Source organism: Microbacterium sp. SMR1 (genome assembly GCF_003289625.1).
In the GTDB taxonomy this organism is placed as follows: domain Bacteria; phylum Actinomycetota; class Actinomycetes; order Actinomycetales; family Microbacteriaceae; genus Microbacterium; species Microbacterium plantarum.
Window position 1 is genome coordinate 181,937 of sequence record NZ_QMBN01000004.1, and the last position, 20,357, is coordinate 202,293.

At 72.0% G+C, this 20,357-nt stretch carries 21 protein-coding genes; 12 read left to right on the forward strand and 9 right to left on the reverse strand.

Translation table 11 applies throughout. The features are described from left to right. Positions 1 to 14 precede the first annotated feature (14 nt). The gene (locus DO944_RS13880) at positions 15 to 626 is read left to right on the forward strand and encodes an NUDIX hydrolase family protein (protein ID WP_094260535.1); all 612 of its coding nucleotides are present in this window, start codon (positions 15 to 17) and stop codon (positions 624 to 626) included. Positions 627 to 652: 26 nt separating this feature from the next. Next, positions 653 to 2,572 (forward strand): M3 family metallopeptidase, encoded by a 1,920-nt coding sequence (locus DO944_RS13885; protein WP_112617757.1) that lies wholly within the window; start codon positions 653 to 655, stop codon positions 2,570 to 2,572. Between the two features lie 23 nt (positions 2,573 to 2,595). Here DO944_RS13885 and DO944_RS13890 read toward each other — a convergent pair whose 3' ends face one another. Next, positions 2,596 to 3,570 carry a YafY family protein gene (locus DO944_RS13890; protein ID WP_112617758.1) on the reverse strand — a complete coding sequence of 325 codons (975 nt, stop codon included), beginning with the start codon at positions 3,568 to 3,570 and terminating at the stop codon, positions 2,596 to 2,598. Between the two features lie 100 nt (positions 3,571 to 3,670). Here DO944_RS13890 and DO944_RS13895 point away from each other — a divergent pair, with 100 nt between their 5' ends. Continuing rightward, positions 3,671 to 4,126 carry a VOC family protein gene (locus DO944_RS13895; protein ID WP_112617759.1) on the forward strand — a complete coding sequence of 152 codons (456 nt, stop codon included), beginning with the start codon at positions 3,671 to 3,673 and terminating at the stop codon, positions 4,124 to 4,126. 81 nt (positions 4,127 to 4,207) lie between these two features. On the opposite strand, the gene DO944_RS13900 is transcribed toward DO944_RS13895, so the two are convergent. Then, a complete protein-coding gene (locus tag DO944_RS13900; RefSeq protein WP_112617760.1) occupies positions 4,208 to 5,275 on the reverse strand; it encodes a low specificity L-threonine aldolase in 1,068 nt (355 codons plus the stop codon). 47 nt (positions 5,276 to 5,322) lie between these two features. Beyond that, positions 5,323 to 6,810, reverse strand: coding sequence for a DUF6421 family protein (locus DO944_RS13905; protein ID WP_112617761.1), 1,488 nt, complete (start codon positions 6,808 to 6,810; stop codon positions 5,323 to 5,325). Between the two features lie 248 nt (positions 6,811 to 7,058). Between DO944_RS13905 and DO944_RS13910 the strand changes: the two genes are divergently transcribed. Further along, entirely contained in the window at positions 7,059 to 7,742 is a 684-nt protein-coding gene (locus DO944_RS13910) for a thiamine pyrophosphate-dependent enzyme (protein ID WP_258524755.1), read from the forward strand. Further along, positions 7,742 to 8,614 (forward strand): transketolase family protein, encoded by an 873-nt coding sequence (locus DO944_RS13915; RefSeq protein ID WP_112617762.1) that lies wholly within the window; start codon positions 7,742 to 7,744, stop codon positions 8,612 to 8,614. Before DO944_RS13910 ends, DO944_RS13915 begins: the two co-directional genes overlap by 1 nt. Here DO944_RS13915 and soxR read toward each other — a convergent pair. Continuing rightward, a complete protein-coding gene (gene soxR / locus DO944_RS13920) occupies positions 8,609 to 9,091 on the reverse strand; it encodes a redox-sensitive transcriptional activator SoxR (protein ID WP_112617763.1) in 483 nt (160 codons plus the stop codon). The genes DO944_RS13915 and soxR overlap by 6 nt on opposite strands. Before the next feature lie 190 nt (positions 9,092 to 9,281). On the opposite strand from soxR, the gene DO944_RS13925 reads away from it, so the two are divergent. The 5 genes from DO944_RS13925 (at position 9,282) to DO944_RS13945 (ending at position 14,534) form a co-directional block, all read left to right on the forward strand. Continuing rightward, complete coding sequence (locus DO944_RS13925) at positions 9,282 to 10,268, forward strand: diacylglycerol kinase family protein (RefSeq protein ID WP_112617764.1); 987 nt, start codon at positions 9,282 to 9,284, stop codon at positions 10,266 to 10,268. Between the two features lie 72 nt (positions 10,269 to 10,340). Then, the gene (locus DO944_RS13930) at positions 10,341 to 11,537 is read left to right on the forward strand and encodes a histidine kinase (RefSeq protein WP_112617923.1); all 1,197 of its coding nucleotides are present in this window, start codon (positions 10,341 to 10,343) and stop codon (positions 11,535 to 11,537) included. After that, the gene (locus DO944_RS13935; protein ID WP_112617765.1) at positions 11,534 to 12,190 is read left to right on the forward strand and encodes a response regulator transcription factor; all 657 of its coding nucleotides are present in this window, start codon (positions 11,534 to 11,536) and stop codon (positions 12,188 to 12,190) included. Before DO944_RS13930 ends, DO944_RS13935 begins: the two co-directional genes overlap by 4 nt. 95 nt (positions 12,191 to 12,285) lie before the next feature. Further along, positions 12,286 to 13,047, forward strand: a complete 762-nt coding sequence (locus tag DO944_RS13940; RefSeq protein ID WP_112617766.1) for an ABC transporter ATP-binding protein — start codon at positions 12,286 to 12,288, stop codon at positions 13,045 to 13,047. Then, complete coding sequence (locus DO944_RS13945) at positions 13,044 to 14,534, forward strand: FtsX-like permease family protein (RefSeq protein ID WP_112617767.1); 1,491 nt, start codon at positions 13,044 to 13,046, stop codon at positions 14,532 to 14,534. Before DO944_RS13940 ends, DO944_RS13945 begins: the two co-directional genes overlap by 4 nt. A 34-nt stretch (positions 14,535 to 14,568) precedes the next feature. Here the strand turns inward: DO944_RS13945 and DO944_RS13950 are convergent, their stop codons facing one another. Both DO944_RS13950 and DO944_RS13955 read right to left on the reverse strand, forming a co-directional pair. Continuing rightward, complete coding sequence (locus tag DO944_RS13950; protein WP_205289281.1) at positions 14,569 to 15,120, reverse strand: GNAT family N-acetyltransferase; 552 nt, start codon at positions 15,118 to 15,120, stop codon at positions 14,569 to 14,571. 7 nt (positions 15,121 to 15,127) lie between these two features. Continuing rightward, the gene (locus DO944_RS13955) at positions 15,128 to 15,658 is read right to left on the reverse strand and encodes a hypothetical protein (RefSeq protein WP_112617768.1); all 531 of its coding nucleotides are present in this window, start codon (positions 15,656 to 15,658) and stop codon (positions 15,128 to 15,130) included. Between the two features lie 32 nt (positions 15,659 to 15,690). Between DO944_RS13955 and DO944_RS13960 the strand changes: the two genes are divergently transcribed. Further along, positions 15,691 to 16,338, forward strand: coding sequence for a 2-phosphosulfolactate phosphatase (locus DO944_RS13960; RefSeq protein WP_112617769.1), 648 nt, complete (start codon positions 15,691 to 15,693; stop codon positions 16,336 to 16,338). Positions 16,339 to 16,427: 89 nt separating this feature from the next. On the opposite strand, the gene DO944_RS13965 is transcribed toward DO944_RS13960, so the two are convergent. The 3 genes from DO944_RS13965 to DO944_RS13975 form a co-directional block, all read right to left on the reverse strand. Continuing rightward, positions 16,428 to 16,916, reverse strand: a complete 489-nt coding sequence (locus tag DO944_RS13965) for a SprT-like domain-containing protein (RefSeq protein WP_112617770.1) — start codon at positions 16,914 to 16,916, stop codon at positions 16,428 to 16,430. 43 nt (positions 16,917 to 16,959) lie between these two features. Continuing rightward, positions 16,960 to 17,487: a hypothetical protein gene (locus DO944_RS13970; RefSeq protein ID WP_112617925.1), complete on the reverse strand. Its 528-nt coding sequence runs from the start codon at positions 17,485 to 17,487 to the stop codon at positions 16,960 to 16,962. Between the two features lie 79 nt (positions 17,488 to 17,566). Then, on the reverse strand, positions 17,567 to 18,430 hold the full coding sequence (locus DO944_RS13975; RefSeq protein ID WP_112617771.1) for a spermidine synthase: 864 nt from the start codon (positions 18,428 to 18,430) through the stop codon (positions 17,567 to 17,569). A 173-nt stretch (positions 18,431 to 18,603) separates the two neighbouring features. Between DO944_RS13975 and DO944_RS13980 the strand changes: the two genes are divergently transcribed. Next, positions 18,604 to 20,277, forward strand: coding sequence for an ABC transporter substrate-binding protein (locus tag DO944_RS13980; RefSeq protein WP_112617772.1), 1,674 nt, complete (start codon positions 18,604 to 18,606; stop codon positions 20,275 to 20,277). Positions 20,278 to 20,357 lie beyond the last annotated feature (80 nt).

Here is a 20,357-nt window from a genome sequence, read left to right on the forward strand (position 1 = left end):
GGTATACATGAGGCATGGCCGTGCGCACCCCCGATCCCGATCCCGACGAGCGCGGCGAGTCGTCGCTCCCGGCCGACCCGCTGCGCGGAGCCCCGGGCGGCGGAGCCACGAACCCGGCCTGGCTCAGCGATGTGGAGCTCACCGAAGCGCGCCGCCGGCTGCCGATGCTCTACGTCGAGGCGGTGCCGGTGCGCACCGACGGGCTCGGGGCCGTCACCCAGGTCGGCATCCTGCTCCGTGCCACGCCGGTCGGGGAGATGACCCGCACGATCGTCTCGGGCCGCGTGCGCTACGGCGAGACGATCCGCGACGCACTGTTCCGGCACGTCGAGAACGACCTCGGGCCCATGGCCTTCCCGCTCCTGCCCGCGTCGCCGACGCCCTTCACGGTCGCCGAGTACTTCCCGATCCCCGGGGTCAGCCCCTTCCACGACGACCGCCAGCACGCCGTGTCGCTCGCCTTCGTCGTGCCGGTCACGGGCACGTGCGAGCCCCGTCAGGATGCTCTCGAGGTCACGTGGCTCGACCCCGCGGAAGCGGCATCCGACGCCCTCGCCGCCGAGATGGAGGGTGGCCGCGGCACGCTCATCCGCCTCGCGCTCGCCTCGGTGGGTGCTCTTCGCTGAGGCCCGCTCCTGCGTAGGCTCGGGTCATGACCGATCCGAAGCCCCTCGCCTTCCCCGCCGACACCGCCGGATGGCTCGCGTTCGCCGCCGAGCGCCCGGATGCCCGCATCGCCCGCGTCCGCGAGATCGACTCGCAGCTGATCGCGGGGCGTGAGCTGTCGCCCCTGGCCCGTCTGCAGCTGTGGAACGAGGCGTCGATCGCGATCGCCGAGGCGGCGTCCGAGGCATCCCTGCTGAGCGAGTCGCACCCCGATGCCGACGTCCGCGTTGCCGCCGAGGCCCGGGTGCAGGCCATCGACGCCCTGCTTTCCGAGCGGGCGCTCGACCCCGCTCTCTTCGCCGTCTTCGACGGCCTCGCGACCGACGGGCTGGATGCCGCCGCCCGCCGCCTGCTCGCTCACATCCAGCGCGACTTCCGCCGCGGCGGCGTCGACCGCGACGAGGCGACACGCGAACGGCTGCGGGCGCTCGCCGAGCGCGACACCGAGCTCTCGCTGACCTTCTCGCGCAACATCCGCGACGGCCGGCGCGAGCTGAAGCTCCCCGCCGACGCGCTGGAGGGGCTGCCGCAGGACTTCATCGACGCTCACCCGGTCGACGACGAGGGCCTCATCACCCTCACGACCGAGTACACCGACCTCATGCCGGTGCGCGAGTTCGCGGTGCGCCGGTCGACGCGCACGGCACTGCTGTCGGTCTACAACGATCTGGCCTGGCCCGACAACGACCCCGTGCTCGCCGAGCTGCTCGCCGTGCGCGCCGAGCGCGCGGAGCTGCTCGGCTACGGCGACTGGGCCGACTACGAGACCGAGACGCGCATGATCGGCTCGAGCGCCGCCATCCGATCGTTCCTCGACGACATCGACGCGGCGACCCGCGAGGCCGCCGCGGCCGAGTACGACCGGCTGCTCGAGCGGCTGCGCGTCGACGAGCCCGATGCCGAGGCGGTCACCGCGGCCGACCTCTGGTACCTCCTCAGCGCGCTGAAGCGCGAGGACTACGCCGTCGACGCGCAGGCGGTGCGCGCCTACTTCGCGTTCGACAACGTCCTGGCGGGCGTGCTCGATGTCACGGCGCGACTGCTCGACGTCGCCTATGTCCCCGTCGACGCGGGTGCCTGGCACGACGACGTCCGCAGCTACGACGTCGTCCGCGGCGAGCGCCGGCTCGGTCGGATCCACCTCGATCTTCACCCGCGCGAGGGAAAGTACAACCACGCCGCGTGCTTCAACCTCGCGCCCGGCATCGCGGGCCGCTCGCTTCCGGAGGGTGTGCTGCTCTGCAACTTCTCGCGGGGACTCCTCGAGCACGACCAGGTCGTGACGTTCTTCCACGAGTTCGGGCACCTCGTCCACGGCATCCTCGGCGGCGCCGACGCCGTCTGGGCCGACTTCAGCGGCATCGAGACGGAGTGGGACTTCGTCGAGGCGCCGAGCCAGCTGCTCGAGGAGTGGGCGTGGGATGCCGGCGTGCTGGCGACGTTCGCGCGCAACGCCGACGGCGAGCCGATCCCGGCCGACCTCGTCGAGCGGATGCGGGTGGCCGACGCTTTCGGTCGCGCCCTCGAGGTGACCCGCCAGCTCGGGCACGCCAACGTCTCGTACGGCCTGCACGTCGAGCGGCCGAGCGACCTGCAGGCGGCCGTCGAGGGCTGGTATCGCGCGTCGTCGCCGGTGCACCCGCTGCCGAACGGGCACACGTACGCGGGCTTCGGCCACCTCACCGGATACGGCGCCTGCTACTACACGTATCAGTGGAGCCTCGTCATCGCCCGCGACCTGCTCTCGGCGTTCGGCGACGACCTCATGGACCCGGCCGTTGCGACCCGCTACCGCGAGCGCATCCTCGAGCCGGGTGGCAGCCGCGACGCGGCCGACCTCGTCGCCGCCTTCCTCGGTCGCCCGTACTCGTTCGACGCCTACCGCGCCTGGCTCGCGGGCGCCTGAGGGGCGGCCTCCCCGGCGGCTCGTCAGCCGGTGCCCGCGCGGGCGTAGCGCGCGGCGAGGAGCGCGAACGCGTCGGCGAGCTCGGGCGGACCGATGACGTCGAGCTCGGCTTCGAACCGCCCGAACGAGGCCGCGAGCGCGGTCCACGACCATGACCCGGCTTCGAGCCGACAGCGCCCGTCGTCGAGCGGCGTGACGGTGCCGTCACCGGCGAAGGGCGCGACAGCGGATGCCGGCAGGTCGAGCACGACGGACCCGCGACATGGCCACGCCGCCGAGTCCGACCCGCGAAAGCGTGCCGACACGAACGCGTCGACGTCGCCGCCGGGCACGGTGCGGCGCGTGAACGGGGCGCCGGCCGGAAGCCGCGGACGGACCCGGTCCACCCGGTACAGGCGCCAATCGTCGCGGTCGAGGTCCCACGCGACCAGATACCAGCGGCCGCCCGACGCCACGAGATGATGCGGCTCCGCGCGTCGGGCCGGCGCGGACCCCGCGGCATCCGCGTCGCGCGCCTCCCCGTAGTCGAACCGCAGGGTCACGCTGTCGCGGATGGTGTTCGCCAGGGTCGACAGGACCTCGAGCGAGACGTCCGCGGCGGCGGCATCCCCCGGACGGCCCACGACGGTCGGGCTCAGGGCGTCGAGGCGGTGCCGGAGTCGCGAGGGCATGACCTGCCGAATCGTCGCGAGCGCGCGTGCCGCGGCCTCTCCGATGCCCGCGCCCAGGGCGGGAGCGGTTCGCAGGGCGAGGGCCACGGCGATGGTCTGATCCTCGTCGAACAGCAGGGGCGGCAGCTCACTGCCGGGCTCGAGCCGGTACCCGCCGTCGAGCCCGGTGGTCGCTTGGATGCGGTAGCCCATCTCGCGGAGGCGCTCGACGTCGCGTCGCACCGTGCGATCGCTCACCCCCAGCCGCGAGGCGAGGACTCCGCCCGGCCAGTCGCGGCGGGCTTGCAGCAGCGACAGCAGGGTCAGCAGCCGCGAGGTCGTCGTCATCGCCCCACCGTATCCACACTTGCGGACAGAACCTGACCGGAACCACTGTCAGGGTGAGGCCGTCGAGCCGATCGGGCCGGCCCTTTCCTCAGGAGCAGCGATGACCATTCAGACCACCCCTCACCTCAACTTCCGCGGCGACGCCCGCCAAGCCCTCGAGTTCTACGGCGCCGCCTTCGACGGACACGTCTCGATCACCACGTACGCCGAGGTCGGTATGCCCGCCGACCTCCCTGGTGCGGATGCCGTCGTCTTCGGCCTCGTCGCCGGGAGCACCGGCTTCCGTGTGATGGCGTACGACATCCCGGGCAGCACGGAGGGATCGATCGCCGGCGGCGGTTCGACGCGGCGTCAGGACAACGCCACCATCACCGATCAGGCGTTCTTCGTCTCGGTCGGTTCCGAGAGCCTCGACGAGCTTCGCGGCCCGTGGGACGCGCTCGCCGCGGATGCCGTCATCGTCGAGCCCCTCGCCGCGTCGGCGTGGAGCGCGGGCTTCGGCATGCTCACCGACCGGTTCGGCGTCACGTGGAGCTTCAGCGTCACCGCCGCATGAGCGCACGAGAGCCGCGGCCGGTTCGACCCCGCCGCGGCTCTTGTCGTGCATCGCGTGGATGCCCGCCGACGCGGGAGGTGGTCAGTCGGTCGTCAGGCGCGCGAGCTCGGCGACGAACGCGTCGACGTCGGATGCCGACGTGTCGAACGAGCACATCCACCGCACCTCGCGGCGTGCCTCATCCCAATCGTAGAAACGGAACGACTCGCGCAGCCGGTCGGCGACGCCCTCGGGCAGCACGGCGAAGACGCCGTTGGCCTGCGTCGGCTGCGTGAACTCCACGCCCCGCACCAAGCCGTCGGCGATGCCCGCCTCGACCGCCGAGCGCAGGCGCTGCGCCATCCCGTTCGCGTGCTCGGCGTTGCGGCGCCACAGGTCGTTCTCGAGCAGCGCGACGAGCTGGGCCGAGACGAAGCGCATCTTCGACGACAGCTGCATGTTGAGCTTGCGCAGGTAGGTGAGCCCCTCGGATGCCGCGGGGTCGAGCACGACGATCGCCTCGCCGAGCATCGCGCCGTTCTTCGTGCCGCCGAAGCTCAGCACATCCACACCGACATCGCGCGTGATGGCGCGCAGCGGCAGGCCGAGGGCCGCGGCGGCGTTCGCGATGCGGGCGCCGTCCATGTGCAGCCGCATCCCGCGCTCGTGCACGTGGTCGGCGATCGTCCGCAGCTCGTCGGGCGTGTAGAGCGTTCCGAGCTCGGTCGACTGGGTGATCGACACGACGAGCGGCTGCGCCCGGTGCTCGTCGCCCCAGCCCCAGGCCTCGCGGTCGATGAGGTCGGGGGTGAGCTTGCCGTCGTCGGTGGGGACGTTGAGGATCTTGATCCCGCCGACCCGCTCGGGAGCACCGCCCTCGTCCACGTTGATGTGCGCGGTCGACGCGGCGATCACCGCACCCCAGCGCGGCAGCATCGACTGCAGCGCCGTGACGTTGGCGCCCGTGCCGTTGAAGACCGGGAAGGCCTCGGCACCCGCGCCGAAGTGCTCGCCGACGAGGTCCTGCAGCCGGGCGGTGTACACGTCCGAGCCGTAGGCCGTCTGGTGGCCGTCGTTGGCGGCAGTGATCGCCGCGAGGACCTCCGGGTGGATGCCGGAGTAGTTATCGGACGCGAAGCCGCGCACCGAGGTGTCGTGCAGGGAGGTCATGACCTCATCCTTTCAGCCTCGGGCGCGGCTTCGGGCCCGTGTGCGGGTCAGCCGCGGATGCCGCGCGTGGACGCGATGACGTCGCGCATCTTCTTCTCGAGCGCCTCGTAGAACATCGACAGCGGGAACTCGTCGTCCAGCACCGCATCGGTGTAGCCCTTCGGCGGACCCGCGAGGACGTCGTGGGGCAGACCGCGCGCCCACACCGAGGCGGGGTGAGGTTCGAGCACGGAGCGCACGAGGTCGTACGCCGCGAGCCAGTGCGCGGTTTTCGGGCGGTCGATTGACTCCCAGTAGAGGCGGTCGATCGCGTCGCCGAGGGCGACCACGGCATCCGGCACCTCCTGCCATTCGAAGGCGAGAGCGGTGTCGGTCCAGTGCAGCACGCCCCGCCGGTGCAGCCACGCGAACAGCAGCTGGCCGCCGAGTCCGTCGTAGTTGCGCACGCGCGTGCCGGTGATCGCGAACCGGAAGATCCGGTCGAAGATCACGGCGTACTGCACGAGGCGAGCCAGGCGCAGCAGCTCGGCGTCGACCGGGTCGAGATCCGTCTCGGCACTCAGTCGACGGTCGAGCGCGACGCACTCGCGGAACGCCGTCAGATCGCACCGCAGCTCTTCGAGGGAGTACAGGAAGAACGGCATCCGCTGCTTGATCATGAACGGATCGAACGGCAGGTCGCCGCGCATGTGCGTGCGGTCGTGGATGAGGTCCCACATCACGAACGCCCGTTCGGTGAGCGCCTGGTCGTCGAGCATCTCCGCCGCCTCGGCGGGGAGGTCGAGCTTCGTGATCTCGGATGCGGCACGCACGACCCGGCGGTAGCGGGCTGCCTCGCGGTCCTGGAAGATCGCCCCCCACGTGAACGGCGGAACCTCGCGCATCGCGACGGTCTCGGGGAACAGCACCGCCGAGTCGGTGTCGTAGCCGGCCGTGAAGTCGAGCAGTCGCAGCGAGACGAAGAGCCGATTCGGATACATCGTCTCGAGGCGCGCGATCTCCTTCGGCCAGATCGCCTCGACGAGCAGCGCCTCGACGTGCCGGTCGCGCGAGCCGTTCTGCGTGTACATCGGGAAGACGACGAGGTGGCGGATGCCGTCGACGCGGTGGAGCTGCGGCTGGAACGCCACGAGCGAGTCGAGGAAATCGGGCACGCCGAATGCCCCCTCCGTCGAAGCCGCGCCGTCCGGATGATCGGACCGCGCCCATCGTTCGAAGTCCCGGATCGACGCGGTGAGATAGTCCGCGTCGTGCGGGAACCGCGGCGCGAGGCGGCCGATCGCGGCGGTGATCGCCGCGACGTGGCGCCGCGCCGTCTCATGGTCCCCGGGATCGGGCACCGAGCCGTCGGCGGCCTGCAGCTGCTGCAGGGCCGTCGCAGCGTCGCGCAGCGAGATCCAGGCGGGGTCGTGCTCGACGCCGTCGGCGAGCGCGATGCTCAGGGCGTCGACCGCGCCGCCGTCCTCGACGACCTCGGGCTCGCCGATGATCGTCTTGGTGGCACCGGGGGTGGGGTGCGTCTGAGCGATGGACATGGGGAACCTCCGATCTACGAGGTACGGCTCCCGCGCGGGAGCGGTGGTCAGGTTGGCGTCAGCCTAACCGGACGCCGGGTTTTCGGCGACGGTGGTGCCGGTGCACCGTGCCGAAACACCCGTCGGGCGGGTGGGGCTGGTGTCGTCTCGGCGGCGCCGCGACGCGACAGCAGCCCCAGCCGTCCGACGAATGTATCGATCACCACGAGCTTGACCTCAACTGAGCTCGAGGTTTTACCGTTCGAACCATGACCATGACTGAACCCGACTCCTTCACCGAACGGCTGCCGGCCGCTCTGCTCGACCGCCTCGCGCGGGTGACCGGCGACGAGAAGCACAGTGCCGCCGCGCATTCGACCCTCGATGCGCTGTGGGTGCTGCACGACCGTGTGCTCCGCCCCGAAAGCGGTGACCGCTTTCTGCTGTCGAAGGGGCACGGCCCAGCCTCGTACTACGCCGTGCTGGCCACGCGCGGCCTGATGCCCGACGGCTGGCTCGACGATCTCGCGGGCGTCGATTCGCCCCTCGGCCACCACCCCGACCGTCTGCTCATCCCCGCCGTCGAGATCTCGTCCGGGTCGCTCGGGCACGGACTGCCGATCGCCGTGGGCCTCGCCCGCGGCCTCGACATCACCGGCACTCCCGGCCGCGTGTTCGTCCTGATCGGCGACGCCGAGCTCGACGAGGGCAGCAACCACGAGGCGATCGCCGTCGCCGGCCGCCTCGCCCTCGCCCGGCTGCACGCCATCGTCATCGACAACTCCTCCGCGTCGCTCGGATGGCCCGGCGGGATCGCACGCCGGTTCGCGCTGGAGGGATGGGATGCCGCCGAGGCCGACTCGCACGATCACGCTGCGCTCGCCGCTGCTCTCGAGGCGCGCGGCGCGGCGCCCCGTGTCACCGTCGTCCGTACCGCTGCGAAGGGATCCTGATGCGCGCCCGCTTCTCCACCGTCATGTCAGATCTGTTGGCCACCGACGACCGCGCGACACTCGTGCTCGCCGACATCGGCCCGCTCGATCTGGCCGCGGGAACCCCGGCCGCCGACCGTGTCGTCAACGTCGGGATCCGCGAGCAGGCGATGATCGGGGTCGCCGCCGGTCTCGCGCTCGCCGGACTGCGTCCTTTCGTCCACACTTACGCGCCGTTCCTCGTCGAGCGGCCCTTCGAGCAGATCAAGCTCGACCTGTCGCACCAGGGTCTCGGGGCGGTGCTCGTATCGATCGGCGCGAGCTATGACGCGGCCGCGGCGGGGCGCACGCACCAGTGCCCCGGCGACATCGCCCTGTTGAGCACCCTGCCCGGATGGCGGCTGCACGCACCGGGGCACCCGGATGAGGTCGAGGCGCTCGCCCGGGATGCGGCGACGACCGACGACCGCCAGTACATCCGGCTCTCGACGCAGGCGAACCGGGCGGCATTCCCGACGGACGGACGCATCCACCTCGTGCGCGAGGGCGCGGGCACGCTGGTCCTGGCCATCGGCCCGCTCCTCGACACGGCGCTCGAGGCGACGGCGGGCGACGGGTTCGCGGTCGCATACACCGCGACGCCCGTGCCGCTCGATTGCGACGGTTTGCGCGCGCTGAGTTCCGGCTTCGACCGGGTGGCCGTGCTCGAACCCTTCCTCGAGGGGACGACCGCCGCCGCGGTCGGTGCGGCGCTCGGCGGCGGCGGCATCCTCGTCGAGCACATCGGGGTCGGCGTCGGTGAACAGCGCCGATACGGCACCCCGGCCGACCATGCGCGGCTGCACGGCCTCGACGCGCCGGGGATCAGGCGACGCCTCGATCTGCTCTCATGACGGAGCGGCCGCGTCGTCGTCGAGCGCGTGCCGGAGCGCGGGCGCGACGCGGCGCGGTCCGCTGCCCTCGGCGCCGAGTGCGTCGCCGGGGTTGAGCAGGTCGCACGACCGCATCGAGAGGCAGCCGCAGCCGATGCATCCCACGAGTTCGCGCTCGAGCGATTCGATCGCCGCGCGCCGTTCCTCGAGACGCACCTTCCACGCGCGCGAGACCCGCTTCCAGTCCTCGCTGCTGGGCTCGGCCTCTGCGGGCAGCGACGCGAAAGCCTCGGCGACCTCGGCGAGCGGGATGCCGAGTCGCTTGGCCACGAGGATGAGCGAGATGCGGCGCAGCATGTGGCGACTGAACCGGCGCTGATTGCCGGCCGAGCGGGTCGAACTGATGAGCCCCTGACGCTCGTAGAAGTGCAATGCGGACACCGAGACCCCGGTGCGCCCGCTCACCTCGCCGATGGTCAGGAGATCGTTGGACCGCATCACGCCTGCGACTCTACGACGCACCGATACATCCGTCGGGTCGGTGGGGCTGCTGTGGCCTCGGGCCGTCTCGCACGCCCCCTCAGCACCGCGGGTCCGACGGTTGTATCGCGGTCAGCCCTGACCGCCGGGGTCGGGCGGGACTGTCAAGCCGTCGCCGTCGCTGCCTCCGCGGCGTTAGCGTCACTCCATGCCCACCGATCGCCCCGCCGAATCCGAATCCGCAGCCGGCGCGCCCGCAGCAGACGCCTCCACCGTCGACGGGCGCGGCGTGCTGGTGATCACGAACTCCCGAGCGGGCACGTCGGTGGTCCGGCCCGATCCGCTGCCCGAGATCCGGCGGCGGCTGTCCGAGGCGCGGATCGAGAGCCTGGGCGAGTCGTCGATGGACGACATCGTCGCGTCGGCCATGTCGGCCGCCGATGCGCCGACGGTGCTCGCGGTGCTCGGTGGTGACGGCTCGGTCTCGCGTGCCGCGCACCTCGCGCGTCGTCACGACCTGACGCTGCTCGTGCTGCCGGGCGGCACCTTCAACCACTTCGCGCGGGCCGCCGGCGTGGACACCGTCGAGGCGGCGCTCGACGCGTACGACGCCGGCTCGGTGCGCAGCGTCGTCGTCGCCGAGGCGGTCATCGACGACGGCGACCCCGTGACCGTGCTCAACGCGGTGTCTCTCGGCGCCTATCCCGAGCTCCTCGCCGAACGCGAGAAGCGCACGAGCCTCGGCAAATGGTGGGGCGGCGCGATCGCGGCGTGGCGCGAGATCCACGGTGCCCATCGCATCACGATCGTGCGCGACGGCCGCCGGGCCGTGGTCTGGTCGGTGTTCGCGGGCATCGGACGGGGAGACCCCCGCCGTATCGCGATGATGCGTCGGGCGAGCCTCGACGAGGCCGTGCTCGACGTCCGTCTCCACCATGCCCGCGGCACGCGGCTGCGGGCGGTGACCTCCTTGGCCTTCGGCCGGCGCACGCTCGCGGTGATGCGCGCGCTGCGGCTCATGCCGCCGGCATCCGATCTCGAGCGAGCCGTCGTCTCCGAGATCGAGCTGACCGTCCGGCCCGGCGAGGCGACGCCGGTGCTCGCGCACGACGGCGAGCTGGCCGAGACTCCCACCGGCGACTACCGGCTGCGGCTCCGCGCGATCCCGGACGGCCTGCGCGTCTACGCGCGCTGAGCTCGTCGCGCTCGCCGCCGGATACATCGCGAGAGGGATGCCGCGCCTGTGGCGCTCGCGTACCGTCATAGCGTGCTCCGTCCGCTCCGCCGCTACCAGCTGTACGTCGACGTCGCCGTAGCGGTCGCCTTCGCGGCGATCATGCTGCTCGTGACCTGGGTCGCCGTCGTCGGCACGGGCATCCCCGACGATCCGCTCTCCTCGCTCGTCGCGATGCTCCTGGTCGTCCCGTTCGGTGCCGCGGTCGCGCTGCGCCGGCTCTCGCCGCCGATCGCGCTCGCGCTGGCCTGGGTGGGCGCGGTCCTCCAGATGCTGGCGCAGCTGCCACCGCTGCCGGTCGACATCGCCATCTTCGCGGTGCTCTACACGTGTGCGGCGTACGGCACGAACCGGGTCTTCTGGCTCGGGTTCACCTCCTCGATCGGGGGCGCCCTGGCCATCACCGTGTACCTGCTCATCCCCTCGGCGAGATACTCCATCGCCGTGTCGGGGGGCGAGTTGATGTACTTCCTCGTCATGGGCACGATGCTGTTCGTCGCGGCGGTGTTCGGCTTGCTCCTGGCGTGGACCGTGGGCGCTCTGGTCCGCGTCGGTCTGCGCGCGCGCGACAACGCCGAGGCGCAGCGGAAGGCCGAGGAGCGGGCGACGGCCGAGTTCGAACGCAATCGCATCGCGCGAGACATGCACGACGTCGTCGCCCATTCGCTCGCGGTCGTCATCGCTCAGGCGGACGGCGCACGCTACGCCGCCGCGGCCGACCCCACGGCCGCGGCCGAATCGCTGAAGACGATCTCGTCGACGGCGCGCTCCGCCCTCGCCGACGTGCGGATGCTGCTCACCCAGCTCCGCCACAGCGAGGGCGAGGGGCCGCAGCCGACCGTCGCGGACCTCGAGGTGCTGTACGCGCAGGTGCGCGCCGCCGGTCTCGACCTGCGCGTCGACGTCGACCCGGCCCCTCCGGGCGAGCCGCCCGCGGCCGTGCAGATCGCGGTGTACCGCATCCTGCAGGAGGCCCTGACGAACGCGATGCGCCACGGCGCGGGCGGTACCGTGGACGTGTCCCTGGCCTGGCTGCCCGATCGCGTGGAGGTGCGTGTGAGCAATCCGCTCTCGCCGGTGAACGAGGCCACCGGCCCGGTGCGCACGGGCGGACACGGTGTCATCGGCATGCGCGAGCGCGCCCAGCTGATCGGCGGCAGCATCGAGGTGGGCCCGACGGGCGGCGCCTTCGTCGTGGCCGCGAGCCTGCCCATCGGCGGCGCCGCGTGAGCGCCATCCGGGTCGTCCTCGTCGACGACCAGGCGCTCTTCCGCGCCGGCATCCGCATGGTCGTCGCCTCGCAGCCCGACCTCGAGGTCGTCGGCGAGGCGTCCGACGGCGCCGAGGCCATCGGCGTCGTGCGGGCGACGCGCCCCGACGTCGTCCTGATGGACATCCGGATGCCGGTCATGGACGGGCTCACCGCCACGGCGCAGCTGCTCGACGACCCGGTCTTCGACGGCGCGCCGCCGCGCATCGTGATGCTGACGACCTTCGACCTCGACGAGGCAGCGGCGCGGGCGATCCGGCAGGGAGCGAGCGGCTTCCTGCTGAAGGATGCCGACCCCGAGTTCCTCCTCGCCGCGATCCGCACGGTGCACTCCGGCTCGTCGGTCATCGCGGCTTCCGCGACGCGCGAGCTGTTCGCGACGTTCGCGGCCCCCGAGCAGAAGCCCGTGCCGCCTGCGTTCGCGGAGCTGACCGATCGCGAGCGCGAGATCTTCGGTCTGGCCGCGCGCGGCCTCTCGAACGCCGAGATCGCCCAGCGCGAGTTCCTCTCGGAAGCCACGGTGAAGACCCACATCAGCCGCATCCTCGCCAAGCTCGCCCTGCGGGATCGCGTGCAGCTGGTCGTCTTCGCCTTCGAGCACGGGCTCGCCTGACGTCGCGCTGCGGATGAGGGATCATCCGCGAGATGTACAGGCCCGCGACGAGGGACCGATGCCGGGTGCCCGGCCCGGTTCGTAGCGTCGGAGACATGCAGATCTCGACCACCGACCTCGGCCTCGCCGCCCGGGTCCAGAACCTCTCCAAGACCTACGGAGCCGGCGAATCGGGCGTACGCGCCCTCGACGGCGTCTCGGTCGGCATCCGTCGTGGCGAGTTCACCGCCATCATGGGCCCCTCGGGCTCGGGGAAGTCGACCCTCATGCACATCATGGCCGGGCTCGACGCGCCGACCTCGGGTCGCGCGTGGATCGGCGACACCGAGATCTCGGGTCTGTCGGACCTCGACCTCACGATCCTGCGGCGCCGCCGCGTCGGCTTCGTCTTCCAGTCGTTCAACCTCGTCCCCACCCTCGATGTCATCGGCAACATCGCCCTCCCGTTCGAGCTCGACGGGCGGTCGCCCTCGGCGCTCGAACGTTCGCGCATCGACGGACTGGTCGACTCGCTCGGCCTCGGTGCGCGGCTGCGGCACCGTCCGCACGAGCTGTCGGGCGGCCAGCAGCAGCGCGTCGCGATCGCCCGCGCTCTCGCGACGGCGCCCGACCTCGTCTTCGCCGACGAGCCGACGGGGAACCTCGATTCGCGATCGGGGCGCGAGGTGCTCGCCCTCCTCGCCACCGCGAGCCGCGAGCACGGTCAGTCCATTGCGATGGTCACCCACGACCCCGTGGCCGCCTCGCACGCCGACCGGGTGATCTTCCTCGGCGATGGCCGCATCGTCGCCGACAAGCCCCGCCAGAGCGCCGAGCAGATCTCGGCCCACATGCTCGCCGCAGAGGTGTCGGCATGACCGCTGTGACGGCGCCGTCCGCGGCATCCTCATCGGCGCGCACACGACCCGGGTCGGGCCCGTCCGCCGCGGCGTCCGGGCGCTGGGCGTGGTTGCGCGAGCGGGGGATGGGCGCCTCGGTGCTCGTCGCAGCGATCTCGGGCGGGTTCGGCGTGCTGCTGGTCGCGGTGACGGGACTGATCGGCGCGTGGCTCATGGCCGACCCCTTCCTCTCGGGCGGTGAGACCGTCGTGATCGTCGTCGCGATCCTGAGCGTGCTGCTGGTCGCCGTCGCGATGTACGTCGCCGCGATCGTGACGGCCAACACGTTCGCCACGATCGTGGCGGGGCGCACCCGCCAGATCGCCTTGATGCGCCTCATCGGCGCGTCGGCGCGATCGCAGCGGTCGCACATCGCGCGGCAGGGCCTCGTCGTCGGCGCGATCGGCGCCGTGATCGGGCTCGTCGGCGGAACCGCGGGCGCTCTGGGCCTCCAGGAGATCGCCGCGCGAGCGTGGGGCCTGAACGTCGACTACAACGTCGTGCAGCCCGTGCTGCTGGCGCCGGCTCTCATCGTGGCGCTGACGACGTGGATCGCCGCGTGGTCGGGGTCGCGTCGCGTGCTCGAGGTCACGCCGCTCGCCGCGCTGGCAGGATCCGCGCCGCGCACGGCCGAGGAGGCTGCCGGGCGCACGCGTCGCCGCGTCACCGCGGTGTCGCTGTTCGGCGTCGGGGCGGTGCTGCTCGCGCTCGGCATCCTCGCCGGCTTCGTCACGCCCCTCGGCGTGGTCGTCGCGTTCTTCGGCGGGCTCGCCTCGTTCACCGGGCTGAGCCTCGGCGCCACGCTCGTCATGCCGCCGCTGCTCCGCCTGACGGGCCGGCTCTTCGGCCGCTCGGCCTCGGCCCGGCTTGCGGCCGAGAACGCACTGCGCTATCCCGAGCGGTCGAGCCGCATGGCGATCGGCGTCGTCATGGGCGTCACGCTCGTCACGATGTTCGCCGTCGCCAGCGAGTCGGTCAAGGGCGTCATGGCGGCGTCGGGCGGCGGCGAGGTGTCGGGCGACATGGCCCGTCTGCTCGACACGTTCAGCGCGGTCATGATGGCGCTCGTCGGGGTCTCTGCCGTGATCGCGGCCGTCGGCCTCGTCAACCTGCTCACCATCGGCGTCGTGCAGCGCACCCGCGAGCTCGGGTTGCTGCGCGCGCTCGGCCTGACCGGACGTCAGATCCGCTCGATGGTCCTGTTCGAGGCGGCGCACATCACGATCACCTCGGTCGTGTTCGGCCTGCTCCTCGGCATCGCCTACGGCTGGGCGGCCGCGCAGTCACTGCTGGGCTCGGTGCGGGTTCCCCCGCTGTGGCTCGCCCCGACCTTCGTGCTGCCGGGCATCCCGTGGCTCACCGTCGCCGGGGTCGTCGTCGCCACCGCCGTGCTGACGCTCGTCGCCGCCGTCGTCCCGACCCGCCTCGCGACCCGGGTCTCGCCGGTGGAGGCGCTCGCCGAGTGACGCGGCTGCGTCGTCGGCCGGTCCGGCTCGTCCCTCATTCGCGGACCAGCCGGACCTCGCTGATGCTCTCGCCCCAGCTGGTGTCGTCCTTCTCGGCGCCGTCGGGGCGGAACCCGTTCCGGGCGTAGAACGCGCGGGCGCGCGGGTTGTCGGCGAGGACCCACAGCGACGCGGACTCGTCGCCGAGCGCGGCGTCCAGCAGCGCCTGTCCCGCACCGGTGCCGTGATGGGCGGCGAGCACGTAGATCGCGTACAGCTCGACAGGCGCGACGGGAGGGTCGTCGCGGGACGACCCGCTGACCGCGAAGCCCACGATCGACCCGGCCGTCACCGCGACCCACGTCCGGCCGAGGTCGTGCGTGCGCTCGGTGTGGTTCGGCCTCGCGGCACCCAGCTCCCGCTCGTCGAGACGCTGCTCGTGCCCGAGCAGCTCGCGCCGCACGCGCGTGAGACGGTCGAGGTCGAGCCGGTCGAGGATGCTCTGCGGCATCCGTCCGGTGTAGGCCTCATGCCAGCCGCGGACGTGCACGCGCGCGATCGCCGCGGCGTCTGCGGGCACCGCCCGCCGCACGGCGACCGCGGTCACGACGCGGTCACGATGCGGGCGCGGAATCGTCTTCGGGGTCGTAGGCCCAGGTCGGCGCAACCTGCCGCAGGCGCGTCGAACGCCACTGCCACGTCGCCCAGAGCATCGGCCACAGCGCCGGTGCGGCGAGGCCTCCGATGACCAGGCGCTCGCGCCAGAGCGTGCGGGTGGGGTCGCCGGGTGCGGGCGACACCGCCATCTGGTGGTCCCAGACGTCGAGCACCGAGAGGGGCCCGGTCAGCGGGATGCCGCTGTCGCGCAGGATCCGCACCGTCGACGCGTCCGTCGCGCCGGGCCGCCGCTCTTCGACCGCGCGGTCCGACACATGGATCAGCTGCCGGCCGACCGGCACGCCGAGAGCCGACAGCTGCACCGGTACGTCGGCGCCCGGCTCGAGCGAGGTCGGCATGCCCTCGGCGGCGAGAGGCGCGAGCCCCATGAGCGGTGCGTAGAGCTCCGCGAGTGCGCGGGGGGAGTGCAGGGCACGCCAGGCGGCGTCAGCGTCGCAGTCGAGCACGAGCTTCTGGAGGATGCGCATGAGCCCAGTCTGCCCCGTCGTAGGCTGATCGGATGCCGTCGCCCGCCGCATCCTCGCCGTTCGACCAGTCCCGGTATCAGGTCCGTCTCGACTGGGGGGTCGCCGGCCTTCGCCGGGTGGCGCCCGCCGATGTCGTCGTCGTGGTCGATGTACTGCGCTTCTCGTCGACCGTCTCGGCCCGGGTGGCCGCGGGGGATACCGTCGCGCTGGATGACGCCGCGCGTGCGGTCTCGCGCAACGGTGCGGCCATCGCCGGCGCGGCATCCGACTCGGTGGTTCTGCTCGGCTGCCTGCGCAACGCCGACGCCGTGGCCGCCGCCGTGCTCGCGGAGCAGCAGCGGCGCGGAGCCCGCACGAGCATCGCGGTGATCGCGGCCGGTGAGCTCGCCGGCCCGGAGGGCGAGACGGAGCTCCGGTTCGCGGTGGAGGATCTGCTCGGCGCGGGTGCTGTCGTCGACGCGCTCTCGCGGCTCGGGATCGACCACACCTCACCCGAGGCGGCTGCGGCGTGCGAGTCGTTCCGCGGGTTGGGCGGCGCGGTGCGTCACCTGCTGACGGCGAGCGGCTCGGGGCAAGAGCTGCTCGAGCGCGGGCTGCGCGACGACGCGCTCGCCGCCGCGCAGATCGGCGTCGACGAGGTCGCCCCGCTCCTCCGCGGCGGCGTCTTCACCGCCGCCTGACGCCAACTCCTCAGAATCCGCGAGGTTCGAGCCCGCAGCGGCCGGATCCGACGGCTCGGCGGCCGAGATTGAGGAGTTGGTGCAGCGGGTCAGCGCGGGGTCGCGGCGGCGCGACGGTCGGCCGAGGAGATCTCGCGGCGCACCCACCGGAAGAGGAAGCGCTCGTCGTACGAGGACGCGCACATCCGGCACGACGCCGCGCGGGTCGGGCGCCGGTGACGGTAGGCCACGTGGCCGGCAGGACAGTGGCCGACCCAGGGCGCCAGCTCGACGGCCGTCTCGCCGCGATGGGTCGTGCCGCCGACGTACCCGAGCTCGCGGGCGGTGCGCAGCCAGTCGCGACCGTGGCCGGCGGCCGGTCCGGCGATCGCATGGGCGACCTCGTGCAACAGGGTCTGGTGGTTCTCGTCGTCGTCGAACCGCGCCGCGAGGTATCGCGAGACGCTGATGCACCGGCGCGTGTAGTCGCACTGGCCCGCGCGGCGCTTGGCGTTGTCGAACCGGAACGTCCACGAGTCGTCGAGGTGCGCTGAGATCAGCGCCTCGGCCCAGACCCGGACCCGATCGAGATCACTCATGCGGTCGACGCTACGCGCGGGGTGAGACAGCGGGACGCAGCGCTCAGCTGGCGACGATCGAACGCGAACGGCGCCGCTCGGCGGCATCGACGGCGAGCAGGGTCGACTCGAGCTGGTCCTCGGGAGCGCCGCCCTCCTGGCGGAGGAAGAGCGCGCGCTTGAAATCGGTGCGGGCGTCGGAGTACTCCTCGGCGTCGTACGACACCTTGCCGCGGTGCTGGTACGCGAACGCGGCGAGCAGCGGCCAGTTCTGGCCCTCCGCCTCTTCCGCGCACGTCGTCAGCTCCTGGATCGCCGCGGCGAAGGCACCGCGGTTCTGCAGGATCGTCGCGTGCAGCACCCGGGCGCGCAGCAGATCCTTGCGGGTTCCGGCCATGCGGGCCACCCGCACTGCCTGCTCCGCGACGACGAGTGCCTCATCGAGCCGGTCGAGCACCTTCAGCAGCCAGACGCGCTCGAGAAGCGCGGGCAGGCTGCGCTGCTCGCCGATCTCGGCGAGGCGCTCTGCGCACTGATCCGGGTCGACGATCTCCCGCAGCGTGTCCGGGTCGTACCCGAGGATGTAGCCCACCGTCATCCACCTCCGCGATTCGAGAACGGTGGATCCCAGTCTCGTCCAAAGCGGCGGAAGCACCCGCCCGCCGCGCCGGTCAGCGTTCGAACACGGATGCCGACGGCTTCGGCGACGGGGTCGCGTCGGCGTCGGTCGCGACCCGCGCCCCGCGGGCGAACTCGTCGATCTCGGCGCCCTGCGCGACCTTGGCCGGGAACGGTCCGGCGGCCATCAGGCGCGGCAGCCACTCCGACGGCAGGGGCGAGGCCGATGCCGCGATCACGATGTTCCCGAATCGCCGTCCCTTCAGCAGCTGCACCTCGGCGAGCAGCAGCACCTCGGGGAGCACCTCGCGGACGGTGGCGACCTGTCGGCGGGCGAACGCGAGGCCGGCGCCGTCGGCGACGTTGACCAGGAGCACGCCGGTCGGGGCGAGCACCCGCGCGAGCGAGCGGTAGTACTCCACCGTCGTCAGGTGAGCGGGCGTCTGCGCGCCCGCGAACACGTCGGAGACGACGAGGTCGGCGGCGCCGGTGAGGCCCGGGGGGAGCTTCTCGGCGACGGCGCGGGCATCGCCGATGCGTACGCGCACCTGCGCGCCCCGGGGGAGGGGAAGCGCCTCGCGCACGAGGTCGACGAGGGGCTGCTCGAGCTCGATCACCTGCTGACGCGATCCCGGCCGGGTGTGGGCGATGTACCGGGGGAGGGTCAGCGCGCCGGCGCCCAGGTGGACCGCGGTGAGCGGTTGTCCCGGCATCCGCAGGCGGTCGATGACGGCCGCCATCCGCGCGATGTACTCGAAGTGCAGGTGCGTCGGATCATCGAGGTCGACGTGCGACTGGGGTGTCCCGTCGACGTCGAGCTCGAAGCCCGACGTGAACGAGGACGTCACGATGCGCGCGATCGTGCCGTCGGACAAGCGTGCCTGCGGACCGGACTCCTCGACGCGCGCTCGTGCCATTCCTCAACGCTATCGGCACGGGTCGGCATGCGCGCGAGCCGGTCTGCGCAGTCGAAACACGATCGAGACATCGATGTAATGACTTCGACCCTCCTGCCCGTATAGGTTCGGACCCAATTACCTCGGAGTGCGCCGCGGTGGGCCCGCTCCGGACCTCAGAAAGGGACACCCCCATGCTCTCCACTCCTCGCAAGCGCGCGCTCGCGGGACTGGCGGCGGTCGCCATCGGCGCCCTCGCCCTCTCGGCGTGCACCAGCCAGCGCGGAGGTGGCGGCGAGACGGATGCCGCGACCGACGTCGACGGCACCTTCGTCTTCGCCGCCTCCGCCGACCCCGCCAGCCTCGACCCGGCGTTCGCGCAGGACGGCGAGACCTTCCGCGTCTCCCGCCAGATCTTCGAAGGCCTCGTCGGCACCGAGCCCGGCACGGCCGACCCCGCGCCGCTGCTGGCCGAGAGCTGGGAGTCCTCCGACGACGGGCTGACGCACACGTTCCAGCTGAAGGAGGGCGTGACCTTCCACGACGGCACCCCCTTCAACGCCGAAGCGGTGTGCGCCAACTTCGACCGCTGGTACAACTGGACGGGCCTGGCCGCGAGCGAGGCGCTCTCGTACTACTACGGCAAGCTCTTCCGCGGCTACGTCGAGACCCCCGACACCGCCGTCTTCGAGTCGTGCAGCGCCGATTCCGACCTCGAGGCCACGATCCAGCTGAAGCAGCCCTTCGCAGGCTTCATCCCGGCGCTGTCGCTGCCCGCCTTCGCCATGCAGAGCCCCACGGCGCTCGAGGAGTACGGCGCCGACGAGATCGGCGGCACCGAAGAGGCCCCCTCGCTCTCGGAGTACGGCGCCGGGCACCCGACGGGCACCGGTCCGTACAAGTTCGACGAGTGGTCGCCGGGCGAGGAGCTCACGCTCTCGGCCTACGACGACTACTGGGGTGAGTCGGGCCAGGTGAACAAGATCATCTTCCGTGTCATCGACGACCCCACCGCCCGCCGCCAGGCCCTCGAGGCCGGATCGATCGACGGCTACGACCTCGTCGGCCCCGCCGACACCGCCGCGCTCGAAGAGGCCGGCTTCACGATGGTCTCGCGCCCGCCGTTCACGATCCTCTACCTCGCCTTCAACCAGGCGCAGCCCGAGCTGCAGGACGTGCGCGTCCGGGAGGCCCTGTCGCACGCGATCGACAAGGAGGCCCTGATCTCGCAGGTGCTCCCCGAGGGCACCGAGGTCGCGACGCAGTTCATGCCCGACACCGTCAACGGCTACAACCCCGACGTCACCACCTACGACTACGACCCCGAGAAGGCCAAGTCGCTGCTCGCCGAGGCCGGCTACACCGAGGCCAACCCGCTGACGCTGACCTTCAACTACCCGGTCAACGTCTCGCGCCCCTACATGCCGGACCCCGAGCAGATCGCGACGGTCATCTCGACGCAGCTGACCGACGTCGGCGTGCAGCTGACGCCGCAGACGGACGCCTGGAGCCCCGACTACCTCGACAAGATCACCGGCACCCCCGACCACGGCATCCACCTGCTGGGCTGGACGGGCGACTACAACGACACCGACAACTTCGTCGGCGTGTTCTTCGGTGCGCCCTCGGCCGAGTGGGGCTTCGACAACCCCGAGCTGTTCGCGGCGCTCAACTCCGCGCGCGGCGTGCCGAACCTCGAGGAGCAGACCGCGCTCTACGAGCAGATCAACGAGCAGGTCGCCCAGTTCATCCCGGGCGTCCCGCTGGCCCACCCCGCCCCGACGCTCGCGTTCGATCCGCGCGTCGAGAGCTACCCGGCCAGCCCGGTCAACGACGAGGTGTTCACGGACATCGTCCTGACCGAGTGACGACGACCCGCTGATCCTCGCGGGGCGGGCCACCGCCTCGGGCGCGAGCCCGCCCCGCACTCCTCGACCGAAAGATTCCG

Coding starts and splice junctions, on each gene's coding strand:
- DO944_RS13880 (WP_094260535.1), top strand. CDS start 15: ATGGCCGTGCGCACCCCCGATCCCGATCCCGACGAGCGCGGCGAGTCG.
- DO944_RS13955 (WP_112617768.1), bottom strand. CDS start 15,658: ATGCGCATCCTCCAGAAGCTCGTGCTCGACTGCGACGCTGACGCCGCC.
- DO944_RS13945 (WP_112617767.1), top strand. CDS start 13,044: ATGACCGCTGTGACGGCGCCGTCCGCGGCATCCTCATCGGCGCGCACA.
- DO944_RS13980 (WP_112617772.1), top strand. CDS start 18,604: ATGCTCTCCACTCCTCGCAAGCGCGCGCTCGCGGGACTGGCGGCGGTC.
- DO944_RS13965 (WP_112617770.1), bottom strand. CDS start 16,916: ATGAGTGATCTCGATCGGGTCCGGGTCTGGGCCGAGGCGCTGATCTCA.
- DO944_RS13940 (WP_112617766.1), top strand. CDS start 12,286: ATGCAGATCTCGACCACCGACCTCGGCCTCGCCGCCCGGGTCCAGAAC.
- soxR (WP_112617763.1), bottom strand. CDS start 9,091: ATGCGGTCCAACGATCTCCTGACCATCGGCGAGGTGAGCGGGCGCACC.
- DO944_RS13890 (WP_112617758.1), bottom strand. CDS start 3,570: ATGACGACGACCTCGCGGCTGCTGACCCTGCTGTCGCTGCTGCAAGCC.
- DO944_RS13975 (WP_112617771.1), bottom strand. CDS start 18,430: ATGGCACGAGCGCGCGTCGAGGAGTCCGGTCCGCAGGCACGCTTGTCC.
- DO944_RS13895 (WP_112617759.1), top strand. CDS start 3,671: ATGACCATTCAGACCACCCCTCACCTCAACTTCCGCGGCGACGCCCGC.
- DO944_RS13960 (WP_112617769.1), top strand. CDS start 15,691: ATGCCGTCGCCCGCCGCATCCTCGCCGTTCGACCAGTCCCGGTATCAG.
- DO944_RS13910 (WP_258524755.1), top strand. CDS start 7,059: ATGACCATGACTGAACCCGACTCCTTCACCGAACGGCTGCCGGCCGCT.
- DO944_RS13915 (WP_112617762.1), top strand. CDS start 7,742: ATGCGCGCCCGCTTCTCCACCGTCATGTCAGATCTGTTGGCCACCGAC.
- DO944_RS13925 (WP_112617764.1), top strand. CDS start 9,282: ATGCCCACCGATCGCCCCGCCGAATCCGAATCCGCAGCCGGCGCGCCC.
- DO944_RS13900 (WP_112617760.1), bottom strand. CDS start 5,275: ATGACCTCCCTGCACGACACCTCGGTGCGCGGCTTCGCGTCCGATAAC.
- DO944_RS13905 (WP_112617761.1), bottom strand. CDS start 6,810: ATGTCCATCGCTCAGACGCACCCCACCCCCGGTGCCACCAAGACGATC.
- DO944_RS13885 (WP_112617757.1), top strand. CDS start 653: ATGACCGATCCGAAGCCCCTCGCCTTCCCCGCCGACACCGCCGGATGG.